Origin of the sequence: Streptomyces glomeratus (assembly GCF_021462825.1) — a bacterium.
In the GTDB taxonomy this organism is placed as follows: Bacteria; Actinomycetota; Actinomycetes; order Streptomycetales; family Streptomycetaceae; genus Streptomyces; species Streptomyces glomeratus.
Genome location: NZ_JAKEEB010000002.1, coordinates 235370 through 251378 on the forward strand (window position 1 = coordinate 235370; position 16009 = coordinate 251378).

A 16009-nucleotide genomic window follows, 5' to 3' on the forward strand; every position below is an offset into this window, starting at 1 on the left:
CATCGAAAACAGCCGTGGCGGGCGAGCATCGCTGCCCGCCCACCACGGCTGCTTCGGTCCGCTTGCGTCTGCTCGGGTCCGGCTGCCTCCGTCCTGCCGTCCCCGCCCGCTACTTCAGGCCGACCGCCGCACAGGCCGCCTTGTACCTGGGGGTGCAGATCTCCTCGACGGTGTAGATGCCGTCCTCGAGCACGGTGTCCTTGATGTTGTCCTTCTTGAGCGAGACCACCGGCACCAGCATCGACGGGATCTTCTTCTCCGTCGGGCTGTCGACCTTGTCGCGGGTCAGCGCGTCGAACTCGATCGAGCGGCCCTGGACCTTGGCCACCGCCATCTCGGCGGCGTTGTTGGCCTCCTGCGGGTACGACTTGTACACGCTCATGTACTGCTCACCCGCGATGACCCGCTGCACGGCGTCCAGCGACGCGTCCTGTCCGGTCACCGGCGGGACCTTGGTGACGCCCGCCGCCTTCAGCGCCTCGATGACGGCGCCTGCCATGCCGTCGTTGGCCGAGTAGACGCCCGCGATGTTGCCCAGACCGACGGACCGGATCGCCTCCGTCATGTTCGCCTTGGCGTTCTCCGGCTTCCAGTCCTTCGTGTCGTAGGACTTGACGATGTTGACCTTGCCCTGGAGCTCGCTGAGCGCGCCCTCCTTGAACTGCGCCGCGTTCGGGTCGGTGATCGAACCGTTCATCATGACGATCTTGCCGCCGTCAGCCCTGGTGCCGAGCGCCTCGATGAGCTCACGGCCCTGCACCTGGCCGACCAGCTCGTTGTCGAAGGAGATGTACGCGTCGATCGGGCCCTGGGCGAGCCGGTCGTAGGCGATGACCGGAATGCCCGCGTCCTTGGCCTTCTGCACGCCCGGCGCGATGGCCTTGGCGTCCACCGCGTCCACCAGCAGCACATCCACCTTGTCGGCGATCATCTGGTCGAGCTGCTCGTTCTGCTTGGCCGGCTGGGCGTCTGCGTTGGCGTAGACGACCTTGCCCTTGTTGTGGGTGAGGGAGGCCACCTGGTCCCGGATGATCGGGTAGTCGAACTTGTCGTACCGCGGATTCTCCTTCTCCGGCAGAAGGAGACCCACTGTGATGTCGTCGCCCTTCTTCGGAGTCGCGGAGCTGCTGCCCCCGCCGGCTCCGCCGATGACGCCGCACGCGGCAAGAGAGGCGGCCGCCGTGGAGACGGCCAGGGCCATGGCGGTTCGACGCACAGCAGTCCTACGGGTGGTACGAGCGTTCACATCAGATGCCTTCCGAGCACGGGAGCAGCATTGCTACCCAGGTGGCTGAAAGCCAACGCGGCGACGGTATGCAGCGTCAAGAAGTACGGGTTAACGAGATGGCAACAGGATCTCTGTGGAAGTCAAGTGAAAACAAAGAGGCCCTCCTGCGCCGACCGACTTCGAACCCCCGTCCGATGAAGCCTCCACCCACGACCTGCACAGGTTCTGCACCCGACGTCCCGTCAACTGCCCTGGTGAGGCGCCGCGTTCAGTTCCGGCAGGCAAACGTGATCTCCGTCACGTACGTTCGCGGCGAGGCATCCGCACGCCGTCAGGCACGCTCCCGCAAACGGCAGTTCTTCGTGAACTGCGCAATACCGGGCACAAGGCCCAACCCGCCGGTAGCGCGCTCCGCCGGCACCCGGAACCGGACCACGCGAAAGGGGCCCGGAGGCCACTTCCGGCCTCCGGACCCCTTCGTGTCCGCGTGCGCGCGTCAGTCCGCCTGCTGCTGTCGCTTCGGCCGCCACACCACCAGCGCGCTGGTCTGCTGCACCTCCTGGTACGGCACCAGGTCGCGGCGGTACGAGGCGTGCACCGCGGCCTCGCGCTGGCGCATGGTCGCCGCCGCGCCGTCCAGCGCGGCCTGGAGCTCCGCCACGCGGGACTGCAGCGCGGCCACCTGGTTCTCCAGTTCGATGATGCGCTTGATGCCGGCCAGATTGATGCCCTCGTCCTGCGACAGCTGCTGCACCTGGCGGAGCAGTTCGATGTCACGGGCCGAGTAACGCCGGCCCCGGCCCGCGGTGCGGTCCGGGGACACGAGTCCCAGGCGGTCGTACTGGCGCAATGTCTGCGGGTGCAGTCCGGAGAGCTGGGCCGCCACCGAGATGACGTAGACCGGGGTGTCCTCGGTCAGTTCGTACGGGTTCCGTCGACGGCCGTCCATCTCCTCATGCTCCCTTCGCGGCCTGGAACAGCTCCGCCCGCGGGTCCTCGCCCGCGGTCGCCTCGCGATACGCCTCCAGCGCGTCACGAGCCTTCCCCGAGACGTCCTTGGGGACACTCACCTCGACGGTGACCAGCAGGTCCCCACGGGTGCCGTCCTTGCGGACCGCGCCCTTGCCACGGGCACGCAAGGTGCGCCCGTTGGGCGTGCCCGGAGGCAGCTTCAGCGTCACCGGTGGTCCGCCGAGGGTGGGCACCCGGATGTCGGCGCCCAGCGCCGCCTCCGCGAACGTCACCGGCACGGTCACCGTCAGGTTGTCGTCCTTGCGGCCGAAGACCGCGTGCGCGTTCACGTGCACGACGACGTACAGGTCGCCGGCCGGACCGCCCCGCTCACCGGGCGCGCCCTTGCCGCGCAGCCGGATGCGCTGCCCGTCGAAGACGCCCGCGGGGATGCGGACCTGCATCGTCCGGGAGGACTTCGCCCGGCCGCTGCCGTGACAGACCTCGCAGGGGTTCTCCGCGATCAGACCGCGGCCCTTGCAGTCCGGGCAGGGGTCGGTCAGCGAGAAGCCGCCGCCCGAGCCGCGCGCGACCTGCCCGGTGCCGACGCAGGTCGGGCACACACGCGGCGTGCCGTTCTTGTCGCCGGTGCCCGAGCAGGCCTTGCAGGGCGCCTGGGAGGACATGCGCAGCGGTACGGTCGCGCCGTCCACCGCCTCCATGAAGCTCAGCGTGACCTCGGACTCGATGTCCTGGCCGCGCCTCGGCTGCGTACGCGTGCCCGCGCCGCCGCCACCACGGTTGAACAGGCCCCCGAAGACGTCACCGAGACCACCGCCGAAAGACCCTCCGGCGCCGCCCTGGCCGCCGAAGAGGTCGCCGAGGTCGAAGTTGAACGAGCCGCCCGCCCCGGGGCCGGGGCGGAAGCCGCCGTTGCCGAACAGGGCGCGGGCCTCGTCGTACTCCTTGCGCTTCTTGGGGTCGCCGAGGACGTCGTTCGCCTCGGAGATCTCCTTGAAACGTTCCTCCGCCTTGGCGTTGCCCTTGTTGGCGTCCGGATGGAACTCGCGGGCGAGCTTCCGGTACGCCTTCTTGATCTCGGCCTCGGTGGCGTCCTTGGGGACGCCGAGGACCTTGTAGTAGTCCTTCTCGATGAAGTCCTTGGTGCTCATCCCCGACGTCCCTCCTTCCCTACGCGTCGGTGGTGTACGTCAGCCCTCGTCCGGGCCACCGTTCTCCTTGTCGTCGCCCGCCTCGGTCGTCTCCTCGGCCTTGACCGTCTGCGCTCCCGGCTGCGGCTCGGCGACGGCCACCCGCGCGGGACGGATGGTGCGCTCGCCGAAGCGATACCCGGGCTGCAGAATCGCCACGCACGTCGTCTCGGTGACGTCCGGCGCGTAGCTGTGCATCAGGGCTTCGTGGATCGTCGGGTCGAAGGGCTCGCCCTCCTTGCCGAACTGCTGCAGACCCATCTTCGCCGCGACGGTCTCCAGCGACTCGGCGACGGACTTGAAGCCGCCGACCAGTTCGCCGTGTTCCCGCGCGCGGCCGATGTCGTCGAGCACGGGCAGGAGCTCGGTCAGGAGGTTCGCGATGGCGATCTCCTTGACCGCGATCCGGTCGCGCTCGACGCGGCGGCGGTAGTTCTGGAACTCGGCCTGGAGACGCTGGAGGTCCGCCGTACGCTCACCGAGCGCCGTGCGTACCTGGTCCAGCTGGGCCACCAGACCGGCGTTCTGTGCGCTTGCGTCCCCCGCCGGGGCCGCCGCCTCCTCCGAAGAGGGGGAGGCGGCCTGCGGCTCGGCGTCCTCAGGGGTGGCGCCGGAGGGGACGTCGGGCTTCTCCTCGAAGCCCGGGGTCTCCTCCGTCACGCGGCACCGTCCTTGCGCTCGTCGTCCACGATCTCGGCGTCGACCACGTCGTCGTCGGCCTTGGCCTCGGAGGCACCCGCACCGGCGGACGCCTGGGCGGCCTGGGCGTCGGCGTACATGGCCTGGCCGAGCTTCTGCGAGACCGCCGCGACCTTCTCCGTGGCGCTGCGGATCTCGGCGGTGTCCTCGCCCTTGAGCGTCTCCTTCAGCTCGGCGACGGCGGACTCGACCTCGGTCTTGATCTCGGCCGGGACCTTGTCCTCGTTGTCCTTGAGGAACTTCTCCGTCTGGTAGACGAGCTGCTCGCCCTGGTTGCGGGTCTCGGCGGCCTCGCGGCGGCGGTGGTCCTCCTCCGCGTACTGCTCGGCCTCCTGGCGCATCCGGTCGACCTCGTCCTTCGGCAGCGAGGAGCCGCCGGTGACGGTCATCTTCTGCTCCTTGCCGGTGCCGAGGTCCTTCGCCGTGACGTGCATGATGCCGTTGGCGTCGATGTCGAAGGACACCTCGATCTGCGGGACGCCGCGCGGCGCCGGCGGCAGACCGGTCAGCTCGAACATGCCGAGCTTCTTGTTGTACGCGGCGATCTCGCGCTCGCCCTGGTAGACCTGGATCTGCACCGACGGCTGGTTGTCCTCGGCCGTGGTGAAGATCTCCGAGCGCTTGGTCGGGATCGTGGTGTTGCGCTCGATCAGCTTGGTCATGATGCCGCCCTTGGTCTCGATACCGAGGGACAGCGGGGTCACGTCGAGGAGCAGGACGTCCTTGACCTCACCCTTGAGGACACCGGCCTGGAGCGAGGCGCCGATGGCGACGACCTCGTCCGGGTTCACGCCCTTGTTCGCCTCCTTGCCGCCGGTCAGCTCCTTGACGAGCTCGGCGACGGCGGGCATACGGGTCGAGCCACCCACGAGGACGACGTGGTCGATCTCGTTGATGGAGATGCCGGCGTCCTTGATGACGTTGTGGAAGGGCGTCTTGCAGCGCTCGAGCAGGTCGGCCGTCAGCTGCTGGAACTGAGCCCGGGTGAGCTTCTCGTCCAGGTGCAGCGGGCCCTCGGCGGACGCGGTGATGTACGGCAGGTTGATCGAGGTCTCGGTGGACGAGGACAGCTCGATCTTGGCCTTCTCCGCGGCCTCACGGAGGCGCTGGAGGGCCATCTTGTCCTTGCCGAGGTCCACACCGTGGCCGGCGGCGAACTGCTTGACCAGGTAGTCGACGACGCGCTGGTCCCAGTCGTCACCACCGAGGTGGTTGTCACCGTTGGTGGCCTTCACCTCGACGACACCGTCGCCGATCTCCAGCAGGGACACGTCGAAGGTGCCGCCGCCGAGGTCGAAGACGAGGATGGTCTGGTCGTCCTTGTCGAGGCCGTAGGCCAGCGCGGCCGCGGTCGGCTCGTTGACGATGCGCAGGACGTTCAGTCCGGCGATCTCGCCGGCCTCCTTGGTGGCCTGACGCTCGGAGTCGTTGAAGTACGCCGGGACGGTGATGACCGCGTCGGTCACCTTCTCGCCCAGGTACGCCTCGGCATCCCGCTTCAGCTTCTGCAGGATGAACGCGGAGATCTGCTGCGGGTTGAAGTCCTTCCCGTCGAGCGCGATCTTCCAGTCGGTGCCCATGTGGCGCTTCACGGACCGGATGGTCCGGTCGACGTTGGTGACCGCCTGACGCTTGGCCACCTCACCGACCAGCACCTCGCCGTTCTTGGCGAAGGCGACGACGGACGGCGTGGTCCTGGCACCCTCGGCGTTGGTGATGACGGTGGGCTCGCCGCCCTCCAGAACGCTGACGACGGAGTTAGTCGTGCCCAGGTCGATGCCGACCGCACGTGCCATTTCGATTCCTCCAGCTGACTTGAGTGGAACAGGCTCAAGGATGCATGAGGGATCGCAAGGCGTCAACAGACCTGAGTCGTGCTGACTCAAGTTTCATCTGGCGACATGCGGCAATCACAGAAAAGGCGCAGGTGAGAGCCTCGATGGCGGACGGAAAGGCACCGTGCTCAGGCGCCTGCACCCCCGCCCTCCAGCAGCCGGGCGAGTCTGCTCACCTGCCCGTCGATCTGCCGGGCACACCCGTACAGCTCATGGTGCGGCCTCCCCCAGGGATCCGCGATGTCGTCCTCGTCCGGGGCGACCGGGGCCACGCCGCCCCGCCGGGCGGCCACGGCCGCCACCACCTCGCCGACCCCGGAGGCGCCCGCCGGCACCGCCGCCCCGGCGGCCAGCCGTACGAACTCCTTCAGGGTGAAGCAGCGCCGCAGCGCCGCCGGGACGAGCCGCACGGCCGCCTCCCGGTGCTCGCGGGCCAGCCCGAGGACCAGTGCCGCGTCCGCCACCAGCCGCGTGGTGAGCGGCCGGGCCGCGAAGCCGGAGCCGTCACCGCCCAGCTCCTCCAGCACGGCGCGGGTGGAGCTCTCCATGCCGGGCCGGGGCCACGCCCCGGTGCCCGCGCTCCCCGGCCGTACGGCCGAGCCGGGCCCGAGCCGCGCGACCAGCAGCCGCTCGGCGAGCGCCGAGCGGTGCACATTGCCCGTGCAGACGAACAGGACCCGGGTCATACCGCGCCGCCCCGGGATCACTGTCCGCCCGCGCCCCGGGCCACCGGGGGCGCGCCGGCCCCGCCCCGGGAGGGCGACGTGCGGGGAGCGGGCAGCTCGCCGTACCGGCCGTAGGCGCCGTAGCGGTCGCCCTTCGGGGCCGGGGCCATGTTGAAGACGGTGCCGAGGACGCGGACTCCCACCCGCGCCAACGACTCGGTCGCGGTGCGCACCTGTTCCCGGCTGGTTTTCCCCGCGCGGACGACGAGCAGCGCACCCTGGGCGAGCGAGGCGAGTCCGACCGTGTCGGCGACCGGCAGCAGCGGGGCGGTGTCCACGATCACCACCTCGTAGAGGCCCGCCAGCTCGTGCAGCACCTCCTCCATGCGTGCCGAGGCGAGCAGTTCGGTGGGGTTCGGCGGTACGGCACCGCTGGCGAGCACCGAGAGCCGGCCGCCCGCCTGCTGCATCACGTCCTCGATCCGGGCCTGCCCGATGAGGACCGTGGTCAGACCGGCGTCCTGGACGAGGCCGAAGGCCGAGGCCACGCAGGGACGGCGCAGGTCGCCGTCCACCAGGCAGGTGGAGATGCCCGCCTCGGCGAGCGAAAGGGCGAGGTTCACCGCGGTGTTGGTCTTGCCCTCGCCGGGCAACGAACTCGTCACCACGATGATCCGCGGCCGGTCGTCGACCTGCGCGAACTGCAGATTGGTGCGCAGCTTGCGGAAGGCCTCCGCACGCTTGGAGTGCACATCGGCGCTGACCAGCGGCTGCCGGGGCGCGTTCTTGTCGTACGGGATGCTGCCGAGGCCCGGCAGCGCGGTGAACTCGCCCAGCGCCTCACTCGTCTTGAGCGTGGTGTCGAGAGTCTCGCGCACGGCGACGAGCCCGGCGCCGAGCAGCAGACCGCCCAGCACCCCCACGGCCAGGTTGAGCAGCGGGCGGGGCGAGACCGGGACGGACGGGGGGACGGCTTCCTGGGTCACGCCCAGCGTGACGGGGGAGGCGGGCAGGGGACCGCTGCGCGAGAAGTAGCCGCGCACCCGCTCGGAACCGGCCGTGCGCCTGGGCGTCTCCAGCCGCTCGACGACCGCGCCGAACCGCTCGGCGACCGCGTTGGCGATGCGTGCCGCCCGCCGGGGCGCGGTGTCCCGTACCGTGATGTCGATGAGCACGGTGTTGAGCGGGGCGCTGGCGGTGATCCGGGACGCCAGTTCCTCGGGCGTCGTGTGCAGCCGCAGCCTCTTCACCACCGGCCCGATCACCTGACGCGTCGTCACAATCTCTGCGTACGACTGGACACGCGCCTGCGAGAAGCTCTGACCCTGGTTCAGCTGGGTGGTGTCGTCCGCGGTGCGGGTGGCGACGAAGAGCTGGGCCCGGGCCTCGTAGACGGGGGTACTCAAGCCCGTTGCGGCGAGTGCCGCCCCGATCGCGAGCACGAGACAGACCACGACGGTCGGCCAGCGTCTGGCAAGAGCCTTCAGGAATCCGTGGAGATCCAAGCTGCACCCCTCATAGAAGCAAGGAAACCACCCCAATTGGGATGTTCTGTTCCCTATGTGCACAGCCGAACATAGGGACTCGCGCACGCCGATCGGGGGAGCCACCCCATGTCGGCCCGACGAACGACCCTGGTGAAGCACATCCCCCCGTCACTCCATCGGCACGATCGCGTGGGCCATCGCGGAGCGAGTGCTCCCCCATCCGGTGCCTTCTGGTAGGGCCTGGCCAGTCGGGCGCAAGATGTCCGATTTATTCGATGTATCCAGATCTTGACGACGGCCGACGCAGCAGCCGCCTAACCCGTACCGAAGCCGAGGAGAGTGAAGAAGATGACGTCATCGCCCAGATGGCGGTGCGCCCTGGCATCTGCAGCAGCGGCTGCCGTGCTCGTGGCAGCACCGCTGGTGGGGGCGCAGACCGCCTTCGCGCAGTACCCGCCGACAGCGCCCACCCTGACCCTCTCTGTGACCACCGTGGCCCCAGGACAGCCGTTGACCTTCACCGCCAGGGGCTTCGTGTCCGGGCGAACCGTCAGGGTGCAGCTGGGGACCCACCACCCGATCGTCCTCGGCACCTTCGTGGTCGACGGCACCGGAACGGTGACGGGGACCGTCACCATCCCGCCGCACATCCACCATGGCTGGTACGTCCTCCGGATCACCGAGACCGACCTCGCTCGCAGTGTCGCCACGCGTATCCGGATTCTGGGTGCCGTCGGCGGGCCGGGAGGGCCCGGGCACCCCGGGCATCCCGGTGACCACGGCCACCAGGCCCTTCCGGGAGCTCACACCGTTCCGGGAACTCACGCCGTTCCTGGAACTCACGCCGTTACGGGAGCTTCCGGGCACGGTGCGGGCCTCGCGGCCACCGGCAGCGGGAAGGCCCTGGCCGTCGGCGGCACCGCGGCGGGGCTGATCGCGGCGGGCGGCGGCACGATGCTGGCGGTACGCCGTCGCCGCAGTTCATGACGGAGCGGGACACCCGCACCGCGGTACCACGGCGTCCCGGCTCCCGCCGGGGCGCCGTCGGCGTGCCCGGATCCGGCCCCGGCAGGGGCGCCCGGATCCGCCGGCGCGCGCTGAGGACCGCTCTGCTGACCGTCGCCGCACTCCCGGTGGCCGCCGCCGTCTGGATCGCGATCACCGGGGTGTTCGCCCGCTCCGAGCTGCTCGCCGCCCAGCGGGACCTGGACGCGCTGCGGCAGTCGGCGGCCCCCGCGCAGGCGCCGGGTTCCCCGGTGGGCTCCGCCACGAAGCGGCTGGCGGCGGTGCGTTCCGCGACCGCGCACGCCGCCCGGGCGCATCGCCTGACCAGCGGTGCGGTCTGGTACACGGCGGCCCTGCTGCCGTGGGCCGGGGACCCGGTCGCCACCGTGCGGGGAGCCGCGGACGCGGCGGACCGGCTGACCGGCGAGGTGCTCTCCCCGCTGGCGAGCGCGCTTCCGGCGGCCGCCCCGGACGGCCGCGGCGGCGGGATGGCCGCGGCGCTCATGGCGTTGCGGCAGCATGCGCCGCAGCTCGCCTCGGCGGCGCGCGTCACGGCCGAGGTACGGGCCGATGTGCACCGGCTGCCCGGGACCACCTGGCTGCCCGCCGCCGACCGGGCCCGGGCCGGGCTCGCCCGGCAGCTGGACCGTCTCGCGCCCATGACGACCGATGTCTCCGTGGCGGCCCGGGTCCTGCCGCCCATGCTCGGCGTGGACGGGGAGCGGCGCTATTTCCTCGCCTTCCAGAACATCGCCGAGGCACGCGGCACCGGAGGGGTGCCCGGAGCCTTCGCCGTGCTGCGGGCCGACCGGGGCCGGCTGTCCTTCGAACGGTTCGGCAACAACACCGAGATGGAGGCGGCGAAGGCGGACCTCGACCGCAGGGACCTCCAAGCCCTCGGGGCCGAGTTCACGGCCCGCTACCGGGACGCCGCGCCCACCCGGGTGTGGGCCAACTCCAACATCAGCCCGCACTTCCCCTACGCGGGGCGCATCTGGGCGGCGGCATGGCGGAAGCGCACCGGGGAGCGGGTGGACGGCGCGATCGCCGTCGACCCGGTCACCCTGAGCCGTTTCCTTGAGGTCACGGGGCCGGTCCGGATGACCGACGGCACCGAGCTGACCGCGGCCAACGTGGTGGACCTCACCGAGCGGACCAGCTACGCGCGCTTCGGCGACGTCACCAGGCGCAAGGCGTTCTTCGTGGAGGCCGCCCGTGCCGCCGCAGGGCGGCTGATGGCCGCGGCCGACGACAGCCGGATGCTGCCGCGGCTGCTCGTCGCCGTGTACCACGCACAGCGGGACGGACGGCTCAAGGTCTGGAGCGCCCACCCGCAGGAGCAGCGGATCCTCGAGCCGCGCCCGTACGCCGGCGCGCTCCCGGACGCCCCGGGCCCCTTCGCCGGGCTGGTGGTGAACAACGCGGCGGGCGGCAAGCTGGACTACTACCTCGACCGGAGCCTGGTCTGGGAGGCGGAGGGCGACGGCTGCTCCGGCGGCGGCCGTCCGGTCACCGTCACCGTCACCCTCGCCAACCGGGCCCCGGCCTCCGGCCTGCCCGGCTATGTCACGCTGCGGGCGGACGCCCCGCCCTACCGCACCCGGCCGGGCGACAACCGGCTCCTGGTCTCGTACTACGCCGGTGCCGACGCCTCCCTCACCGGCGCCACACTGGACGGCCGCTCCGCCCAGGTCGCCGCCGACGTGGAACGCGGCCACTCGGTGTTCACGCTGGACCTGGAGCTGCCCGCCGGCTCCCGGCGCACCCTGGTCCTGCACCTGCTCGAGCCCCACGCCGACCGCACCCCCACGCTGCTGCGCCAGCCCCTGGTGACACCCCTGCGGGCGGTCCTGAAACCGGGAGGCACCTGCCATGCGTGACCGCGCGACATCCGTCCTGTCCTGTGTGGCCCTGCTGGTGGGGGCGGTCCTGGTGGTGTCGTGCGCCGTGGGGGAGCATGCCGCCGGCCGTCCCGCGCATCCGGCCGGGGGCGCGCCGGCCGGGCACCGGGCCGAGCGTCTGCGGGTCAAGGTGCTGGAGGTCCTTCCGCACGACCCGGGGGCGTTCACCGAGGGCCTCGAGATGGCCGGCCGCACGCTCTACGAGGGCACCGGCCTCTCCGGCGGCTCCTGGGTGCAGGCGGGACCCCCGGGCCGGCGACCCACGGTGCGGGCGGCGCTGCCCGGGCCCCTGTTCGGGGAGGGGATCACCGTGCTCGGCCGGACCCTGTGGCAGCTGACCTGGCGGGACCGGATCGCCGTCGAGCGCGACGCCGCCACCCTGAAGGAGCTGCGCCGGATCCGCTACCCGGACGAGGGCTGGGGGGTGTGCTTCCAGGAGTCCCGGCACCGGCTGGTGACGAGCGACGGCTCGGCCCGGCTGACGTTCCGGGATCCGGGCACGCTCGCGGCGACGGGCGGGGTCCCGGTCACCGAGGACGGCGGCCCGCTGTCGCGGCTGAACGAGCTGGAGTGCGTCGGCGCCGCCGTGTACGCCAATGTGTTCGGCACCGATCGCATCGTGCGGATCGACCCGGCCGACGGCGTGGTGACCGCGGACATCGACGCCTCGGGGCTGGTGCGCCCGGACGGACTGGCCCCCGGGGCCGTGCTCAACGGCATCGCGGCCGTTCCCGGAACGGACCAGTTCCTCATCACCGGGAAGTTCTGGCCCAGAATGTTCCGTGTGGTCTTCGTCCCGGCCGGCGGAACGGGCAGCTCCGGCGGCTGAGCGGGCAGCAAGGCCCACAGCGACGCAGATCACCGTTTGCGCCACTACAGTGCGGCGGCATAAGTGGGTAGTCTCAAACGGACTGCATAAGTTACCGCTTAGTAATCGCGCCTTCGGAGTACACGGGAAGTACATCGGAGGAGACCCCCTCGCAGGCCCGAGGAGCCCCCAAATGCAACTCGCCGCGATCATCGTGTCGCTGGTTCTGATCGTGGTCGGCGTGGCCCTGTTCGCCCGCGCCGTCCTGCAGATCTACAACTTCATGCGGCTCGGCCAGAGCGTGCCCGCGGGCACCCGCACCGACGAGCCCGTCCAGCGCACCCTCACCGTGGCCAGGGAGTTCCTCGGCCACACCAGGATGAACCGCTGGGGCATCGTCGGCGTCGCGCACTGGTTCGTGGCGGTGGGCTTCTTCACCCTGCTGCTGACGATCGTCAACGCCATCGGCGAGCTGTTCCAGGCCGACTGGATCCTGCCGGTCATCGGCGAGTGGGCGCCGTACAACGTCTATGTCGAGTTCATCGGCACGATGACGGTGCTCGGCATCGCCGTCCTGATCGTGATCCGTCAGCTGAGCAAGCCGGGCAAGCCGGGCCGCAAGTCCCGCTTCGCCGGCTCCAACTTCGGCCAGGCGTACTTCGTCGAGGCGGTCATCCTGATCGTCGGCGTCTGCATCTTCATGCTGCACGCCCTGGAGGGCGCCCAGCACCACGTGGACGGCTACGAGGCCTCGTTCTTCATCTCCTACCCCGTGGTGTCGTGGCTGGAGGGCATGGACGTCTCCACGCTCCAGAACCTCACCTACTTCTTCGCGGGCCTGAAGATCGCGACCTCCTTCATCTGGATGATCACGGTCGCCCTGAAGACCGACATGGGTGTGGCCTGGCACCGCTTCCTGGCGTTCCCGAACATCTGGTTCAAGCGCAACGCCCGCGGCGAGACCTCCCTGGGCGCCCTGCTCCCGATGACCTCCGGCGGCAAGCCGATCAACTTCGAGGACCCGGGCGAGGACGACGTCTTCGGCGTCTCCCAGGTCGAGCAGTTCTCCTGGAAGGGCCTGCTGGACTTCTCCACCTGCACGGAGTGCGGCCGCTGCCAGTCGCAGTGCCCGGCCTGGAACACCGGCAAGCCGCTCTCCCCGAAGCTGCTCATCATGTCGCTGCGTGACCACGCGCACGCCAAGGCCCCCTACCTGCTGGCCGGCGGCGGCAAGACCATGGAGGGCGAGGAGAAGGCGTCCGCCGAGCAGCTGAAGGACGTGCCCGCCGCCGCTCTCGCCGAGGCCGAGCGCCCGCTGATCGGCACCGCCGAGGAGAACGGCGTCATCGACCCGGACGTCCTGTGGTCCTGCACCACCTGCGGCGCCTGCGTCGAGCAGTGCCCGGTCGACATCGAGCACGTCGACCACATCGTCGACATGCGCCGCTACCAGGTGATGATCGAGTCCTCGTTCCCGTCCGAGGCGGGCACGATGCTCAAGAACCTGGAGAAGAAGGGCAACCCCTGGGGCCTGGCCAAGAAGCAGCGCCTGGAGTGGACCAAGGAGGTCGACTTCGAGGTGCCGGTCGTCGGCCGGGACATCGAGGACCTCACCGAGGTCGAGTACCTCTACTGGGTCGGCTGCGCCGGCGCCCTGGAGGACCGCGCCAAGAAGACGACGAAGGCCTTCGCGGAGCTGCTGCACATCGCGGGCGTCAAGTTCGCGATCATGGGCGGCGACGAGAAGTGCACCGGTGACTCCGCCCGCCGTCTCGGCAACGAGCCCCTGTTCCAGGAACTCGGCATGGAGAACGTCGCCGCGCTGAACATGGCGTTCGGCGAGGACGACGAGGACCCGGCGACCAAGAAGCCGAAGTCGGCGAAGAAGATCGTCGCGACCTGCCCGCACTGCCTCAACACGATCGGCAACGAGTACCCGCAGCTCGGCGGCGACTACGAGGTCATCCACCACACCCAGCTGCTCCAGCACCTGGTCGACGAGGGCAAGCTGGTCCCGGTCACCCCGGTCGAGGGCATCATCACCTACCACGACCCGTGCTACCTGGGCCGCCACAACAAGATCTACACGCCTCCGCGCGAGATCATCGGCAAGGTCCCGGGCCTGCGCAACGAGGAGATGCACCGCCACAAGGAGCGCGGCTTCTGCTGCGGCGCCGGCGGCGCGCGGATGTGGATGGAGGAGCGGATCGGCAAGCGCATCAACAACGAGCGTGTCGACGAGGCCCTCTCCCTCAACCCCGACATCATCTCCACCGCCTGCCCGTTCTGCCTCGTCATGCTGACCGACTCGGTCAACGGCAAGAAGAACGAGGGCAAGGCCAAGGAGGCCGTCCAGGTCGTCGACGTGGCGCAGCTGCTGCTCGACTCCGTCAAGACGCCGGTCGACCCGGCGGGCGCGGCGGAGGCGGAGAGCGAGCCGGAGCCCGAGCCCGTGAAGTAGCCGGCTTCCATACGCCGTTCCCGCGCCGTTCGCAGGCCGACGAGGGGCCGGGGTCGCCATCGAGCGACCCCGGCCCCTCGCGCGTGTACCGGCATCCCCCGCCCACCGGACTCGGCGGCGCGTCATACGGGTGCGCATATGTAGCGGGCATAACGCTCTGCTCATCGGGTGAGAGTTCCCTCTCCCCCAGCGTCGTGCCCCGCTCTCCCACAGACCGCCGGAGACACTCGATTCGTCCTTTCCGATCCTCTTGGAGGGCGCATGTGGCTGTTCGGGGAGACAATGCCCCACGCACCGATGACGAGACCGGCACGGACGCAGGTCATCCGGGAGCAGCCACCCGTCGGGCGCCGCGGCGGCAAGCCCGCCTGGTACGCGCCCGCGGCCGTCCTCGGCGACGCGGCCGCCGCCGGTGCCCCGGTGTGCGCGGCCTTCGCGCGGGCCGAGGGCAGGAACGCGGTGGCATACGCGACGGTGGCGGCCCTGTCCTGGCTGCTGGTGCGCACCGCACGGGACCGCTACGCCGGCCGCCGGCTCGGCGAGCGCGACAACCTCGGCTCCGCGCTGCCGGACTGGCTGGTGCTGATCGGACTGCTCGCGGTGGTGCGGGCGGCGACCGGCGAGGAGTCCCCCTTCCTCCTCGCCCTGGCCGCCCTTGTCCCGTGCGTCCCGGCGAGCGCCGCCGTGCACGCGCTGCTCCACCGTCATCTGCTCGCGCAGCGCCGCACCGGCCGGGCCGTCCGCCGGGCCCTGGTCATCGGGGAGGCGCAGGCCGTGGACGGTCTGGTGAGCCACCTCGCGAAACGGACCGACCACGAGTTCGTCGTCGTCGGGGTGTGCCCCATCGGCGACGAGGATCCGCACGACCTGGCCCCGGTCGCCGCCCGCCTGGGACGGCAGGCGCCGTCGCGCATGTCGGCCGACTCCGCGCCGGTGCTCGAGGCGGCCCGGCGGCTCGGCGTGGACGTGGTCGTGGTCGTCCCCGGACCGCATCTGAACGGCGCCCGGCTGCGGCGGCTGTCGTGGGCGCTGCACGGCGCCCAGTGCCCGCTCATGGTCGTACCGGGCCTGACCGAGGTGGCCGGACGCCGGGTGGGCGTCCTCTCCATCGCCGGGCTCACGATGCTGAACGTGGCTCCGCCCCTGAAACGGGGGTTCGCCGCGCTGCTGAAGTCGGTGACCGACCGGCTGGGCGCCGCACTGCTGATCGTGCTGCTCGCCCCGGTGTTCGCGGCGGTCGCCCTCGCCGTACGCCTGGACTCACCGGGCCCGGTCGTGCACCGGCAGACGCGCATCGGCCGCGGCGGAGCGCCCTTCACCATGGCGAAGTTCCGCACGATGGTCGCGGACGCGGAACGGCTGCGGCACCAGCTGGCCGGCACCAACGAGAAGGACGGCCGGATGTTCAAGATGCGGCGCGACCCCAGGGTCACCCGCGTCGGCCGGGTGCTGCGCCGCTACTCCCTGGACGAACTGCCCCAGCTGTTCAACGTCGTCCGCGGCGACATGTCCCTGGTCGGCCCCCGGCCTCCGCTGCCCGACGAAGTGGCCGGCTACGACGAGATGGAACGGCGCCGACTGGCCGTCAAACCCGGACTCACCGGCCTGTGGCAGGTCAGCGGACGCTCCGACCTGTCCTGGGACGAGACCGTCGCCCTGGACCTCGGATACGTGGACAACTGGTCCCTGTCCGTGGACATCGGGGTGCTGGTGCGGACGGTGCGCGCCGTGCTGGCCGGTACCGGCGCCTACTGAGCC

12 protein-coding genes are annotated in these 16009 nt (G+C 70.8%); 5 read left to right on the forward strand and 7 right to left on the reverse strand.

Annotated elements, in window-relative coordinates:
* Positions 1–109: 109 nt before the first annotated feature.
* From LZ604_RS03100 to LZ604_RS03130, 7 genes are all read right to left on the reverse strand, one after another.
* Positions 110–1216 carry a sugar ABC transporter substrate-binding protein gene (locus LZ604_RS03100; protein WP_234512338.1) on the reverse strand — a complete coding sequence of 369 codons (1107 nt, stop codon included), beginning with the start codon at positions 1214–1216 and terminating at the stop codon, positions 110–112.
* 508 nt (positions 1217–1724) lie between these two features.
* Positions 1725–2177 (reverse strand): heat shock protein transcriptional repressor HspR, encoded by a 453-nt coding sequence (locus LZ604_RS03105; RefSeq protein WP_234512340.1) that lies wholly within the window; start codon positions 2175–2177, stop codon positions 1725–1727.
* A gap of 4 nt (positions 2178–2181) precedes the next feature.
* Positions 2182–3351, reverse strand: a complete 1170-nt coding sequence (gene dnaJ / locus LZ604_RS03110) for a molecular chaperone DnaJ (protein WP_234512342.1) — start codon at positions 3349–3351, stop codon at positions 2182–2184.
* A gap of 39 nt (positions 3352–3390) precedes the next feature.
* Entirely contained in the window at positions 3391–4050 is a 660-nt protein-coding gene (gene grpE / locus LZ604_RS03115; RefSeq protein WP_234512344.1) for a nucleotide exchange factor GrpE, read from the reverse strand.
* Positions 4047–5885 (reverse strand): molecular chaperone DnaK, encoded by a 1839-nt coding sequence (gene dnaK, locus LZ604_RS03120; protein WP_234512347.1) that lies wholly within the window; start codon positions 5883–5885, stop codon positions 4047–4049. Before dnaK ends, grpE begins: the two co-directional genes overlap by 4 nt.
* 167 nt (positions 5886–6052) lie before the next feature.
* Positions 6053–6610: an arsenate reductase/protein-tyrosine-phosphatase family protein gene (locus tag LZ604_RS03125; protein ID WP_234512350.1), complete on the reverse strand. Its 558-nt coding sequence runs from the start codon at positions 6608–6610 to the stop codon at positions 6053–6055.
* Positions 6611–6627: 17 nt separating this feature from the next.
* The gene (locus LZ604_RS03130; RefSeq protein ID WP_234512352.1) at positions 6628–8094 is read right to left on the reverse strand and encodes a tyrosine-protein kinase domain-containing protein; all 1467 of its coding nucleotides are present in this window, start codon (positions 8092–8094) and stop codon (positions 6628–6630) included.
* Between the two features lie 384 nt (positions 8095–8478).
* On the opposite strand from LZ604_RS03130, the gene LZ604_RS03135 reads away from it, so the two are divergent.
* The 5 genes from LZ604_RS03135 (at position 8479) to LZ604_RS03155 (ending at position 16006) form a co-directional block, all read left to right on the forward strand.
* Entirely contained in the window at positions 8479–9063 is a 585-nt protein-coding gene (locus LZ604_RS03135; protein ID WP_234512354.1) for a hypothetical protein, read from the forward strand.
* Entirely contained in the window at positions 9060–10961 is a 1902-nt protein-coding gene (locus LZ604_RS03140; protein ID WP_234512357.1) for a DUF4012 domain-containing protein, read from the forward strand. The genes LZ604_RS03135 and LZ604_RS03140 overlap by 4 nt, the downstream gene beginning before the upstream one ends.
* Complete coding sequence (locus LZ604_RS03145; RefSeq protein WP_234512359.1) at positions 10954–11811, forward strand: glutaminyl-peptide cyclotransferase; 858 nt, start codon at positions 10954–10956, stop codon at positions 11809–11811. The genes LZ604_RS03140 and LZ604_RS03145 overlap by 8 nt, the downstream gene beginning before the upstream one ends.
* A 172-nt stretch (positions 11812–11983) precedes the next feature.
* Positions 11984–14251: a (Fe-S)-binding protein gene (locus LZ604_RS03150; protein ID WP_234512361.1), complete on the forward strand. Its 2268-nt coding sequence runs from the start codon at positions 11984–11986 to the stop codon at positions 14249–14251.
* A gap of 297 nt (positions 14252–14548) precedes the next feature.
* On the forward strand, positions 14549–16006 hold the full coding sequence (locus LZ604_RS03155; protein ID WP_234512365.1) for a sugar transferase: 1458 nt from the start codon (positions 14549–14551) through the stop codon (positions 16004–16006).
* Positions 16007–16009 lie beyond the last annotated feature (3 nt).

What these genes read in the sequence shown, in the direction of transcription:
- LZ604_RS03105 (WP_234512340.1), bottom strand. Translation starts at nt 2,177, where the DNA reads ATGGACGGCCGTCGACGGAACCCGTACGAACTGACCGAGGACACCCCG.
- dnaJ (WP_234512342.1), bottom strand. Translation starts at nt 3,351, where the DNA reads ATGAGCACCAAGGACTTCATCGAGAAGGACTACTACAAGGTCCTCGGC.
- LZ604_RS03145 (WP_234512359.1), top strand. Translation starts at nt 10,954, where the DNA reads ATGCGTGACCGCGCGACATCCGTCCTGTCCTGTGTGGCCCTGCTGGTG.
- LZ604_RS03125 (WP_234512350.1), bottom strand. Translation starts at nt 6,610, where the DNA reads ATGACCCGGGTCCTGTTCGTCTGCACGGGCAATGTGCACCGCTCGGCG.
- LZ604_RS03150 (WP_234512361.1), top strand. Translation starts at nt 11,984, where the DNA reads ATGCAACTCGCCGCGATCATCGTGTCGCTGGTTCTGATCGTGGTCGGC.
- LZ604_RS03140 (WP_234512357.1), top strand. Translation starts at nt 9,060, where the DNA reads ATGACGGAGCGGGACACCCGCACCGCGGTACCACGGCGTCCCGGCTCC.
- dnaK (WP_234512347.1), bottom strand. Translation starts at nt 5,885, where the DNA reads ATGGCACGTGCGGTCGGCATCGACCTGGGCACGACTAACTCCGTCGTC.
- LZ604_RS03155 (WP_234512365.1), top strand. Translation starts at nt 14,549, where the DNA reads ATGACGAGACCGGCACGGACGCAGGTCATCCGGGAGCAGCCACCCGTC.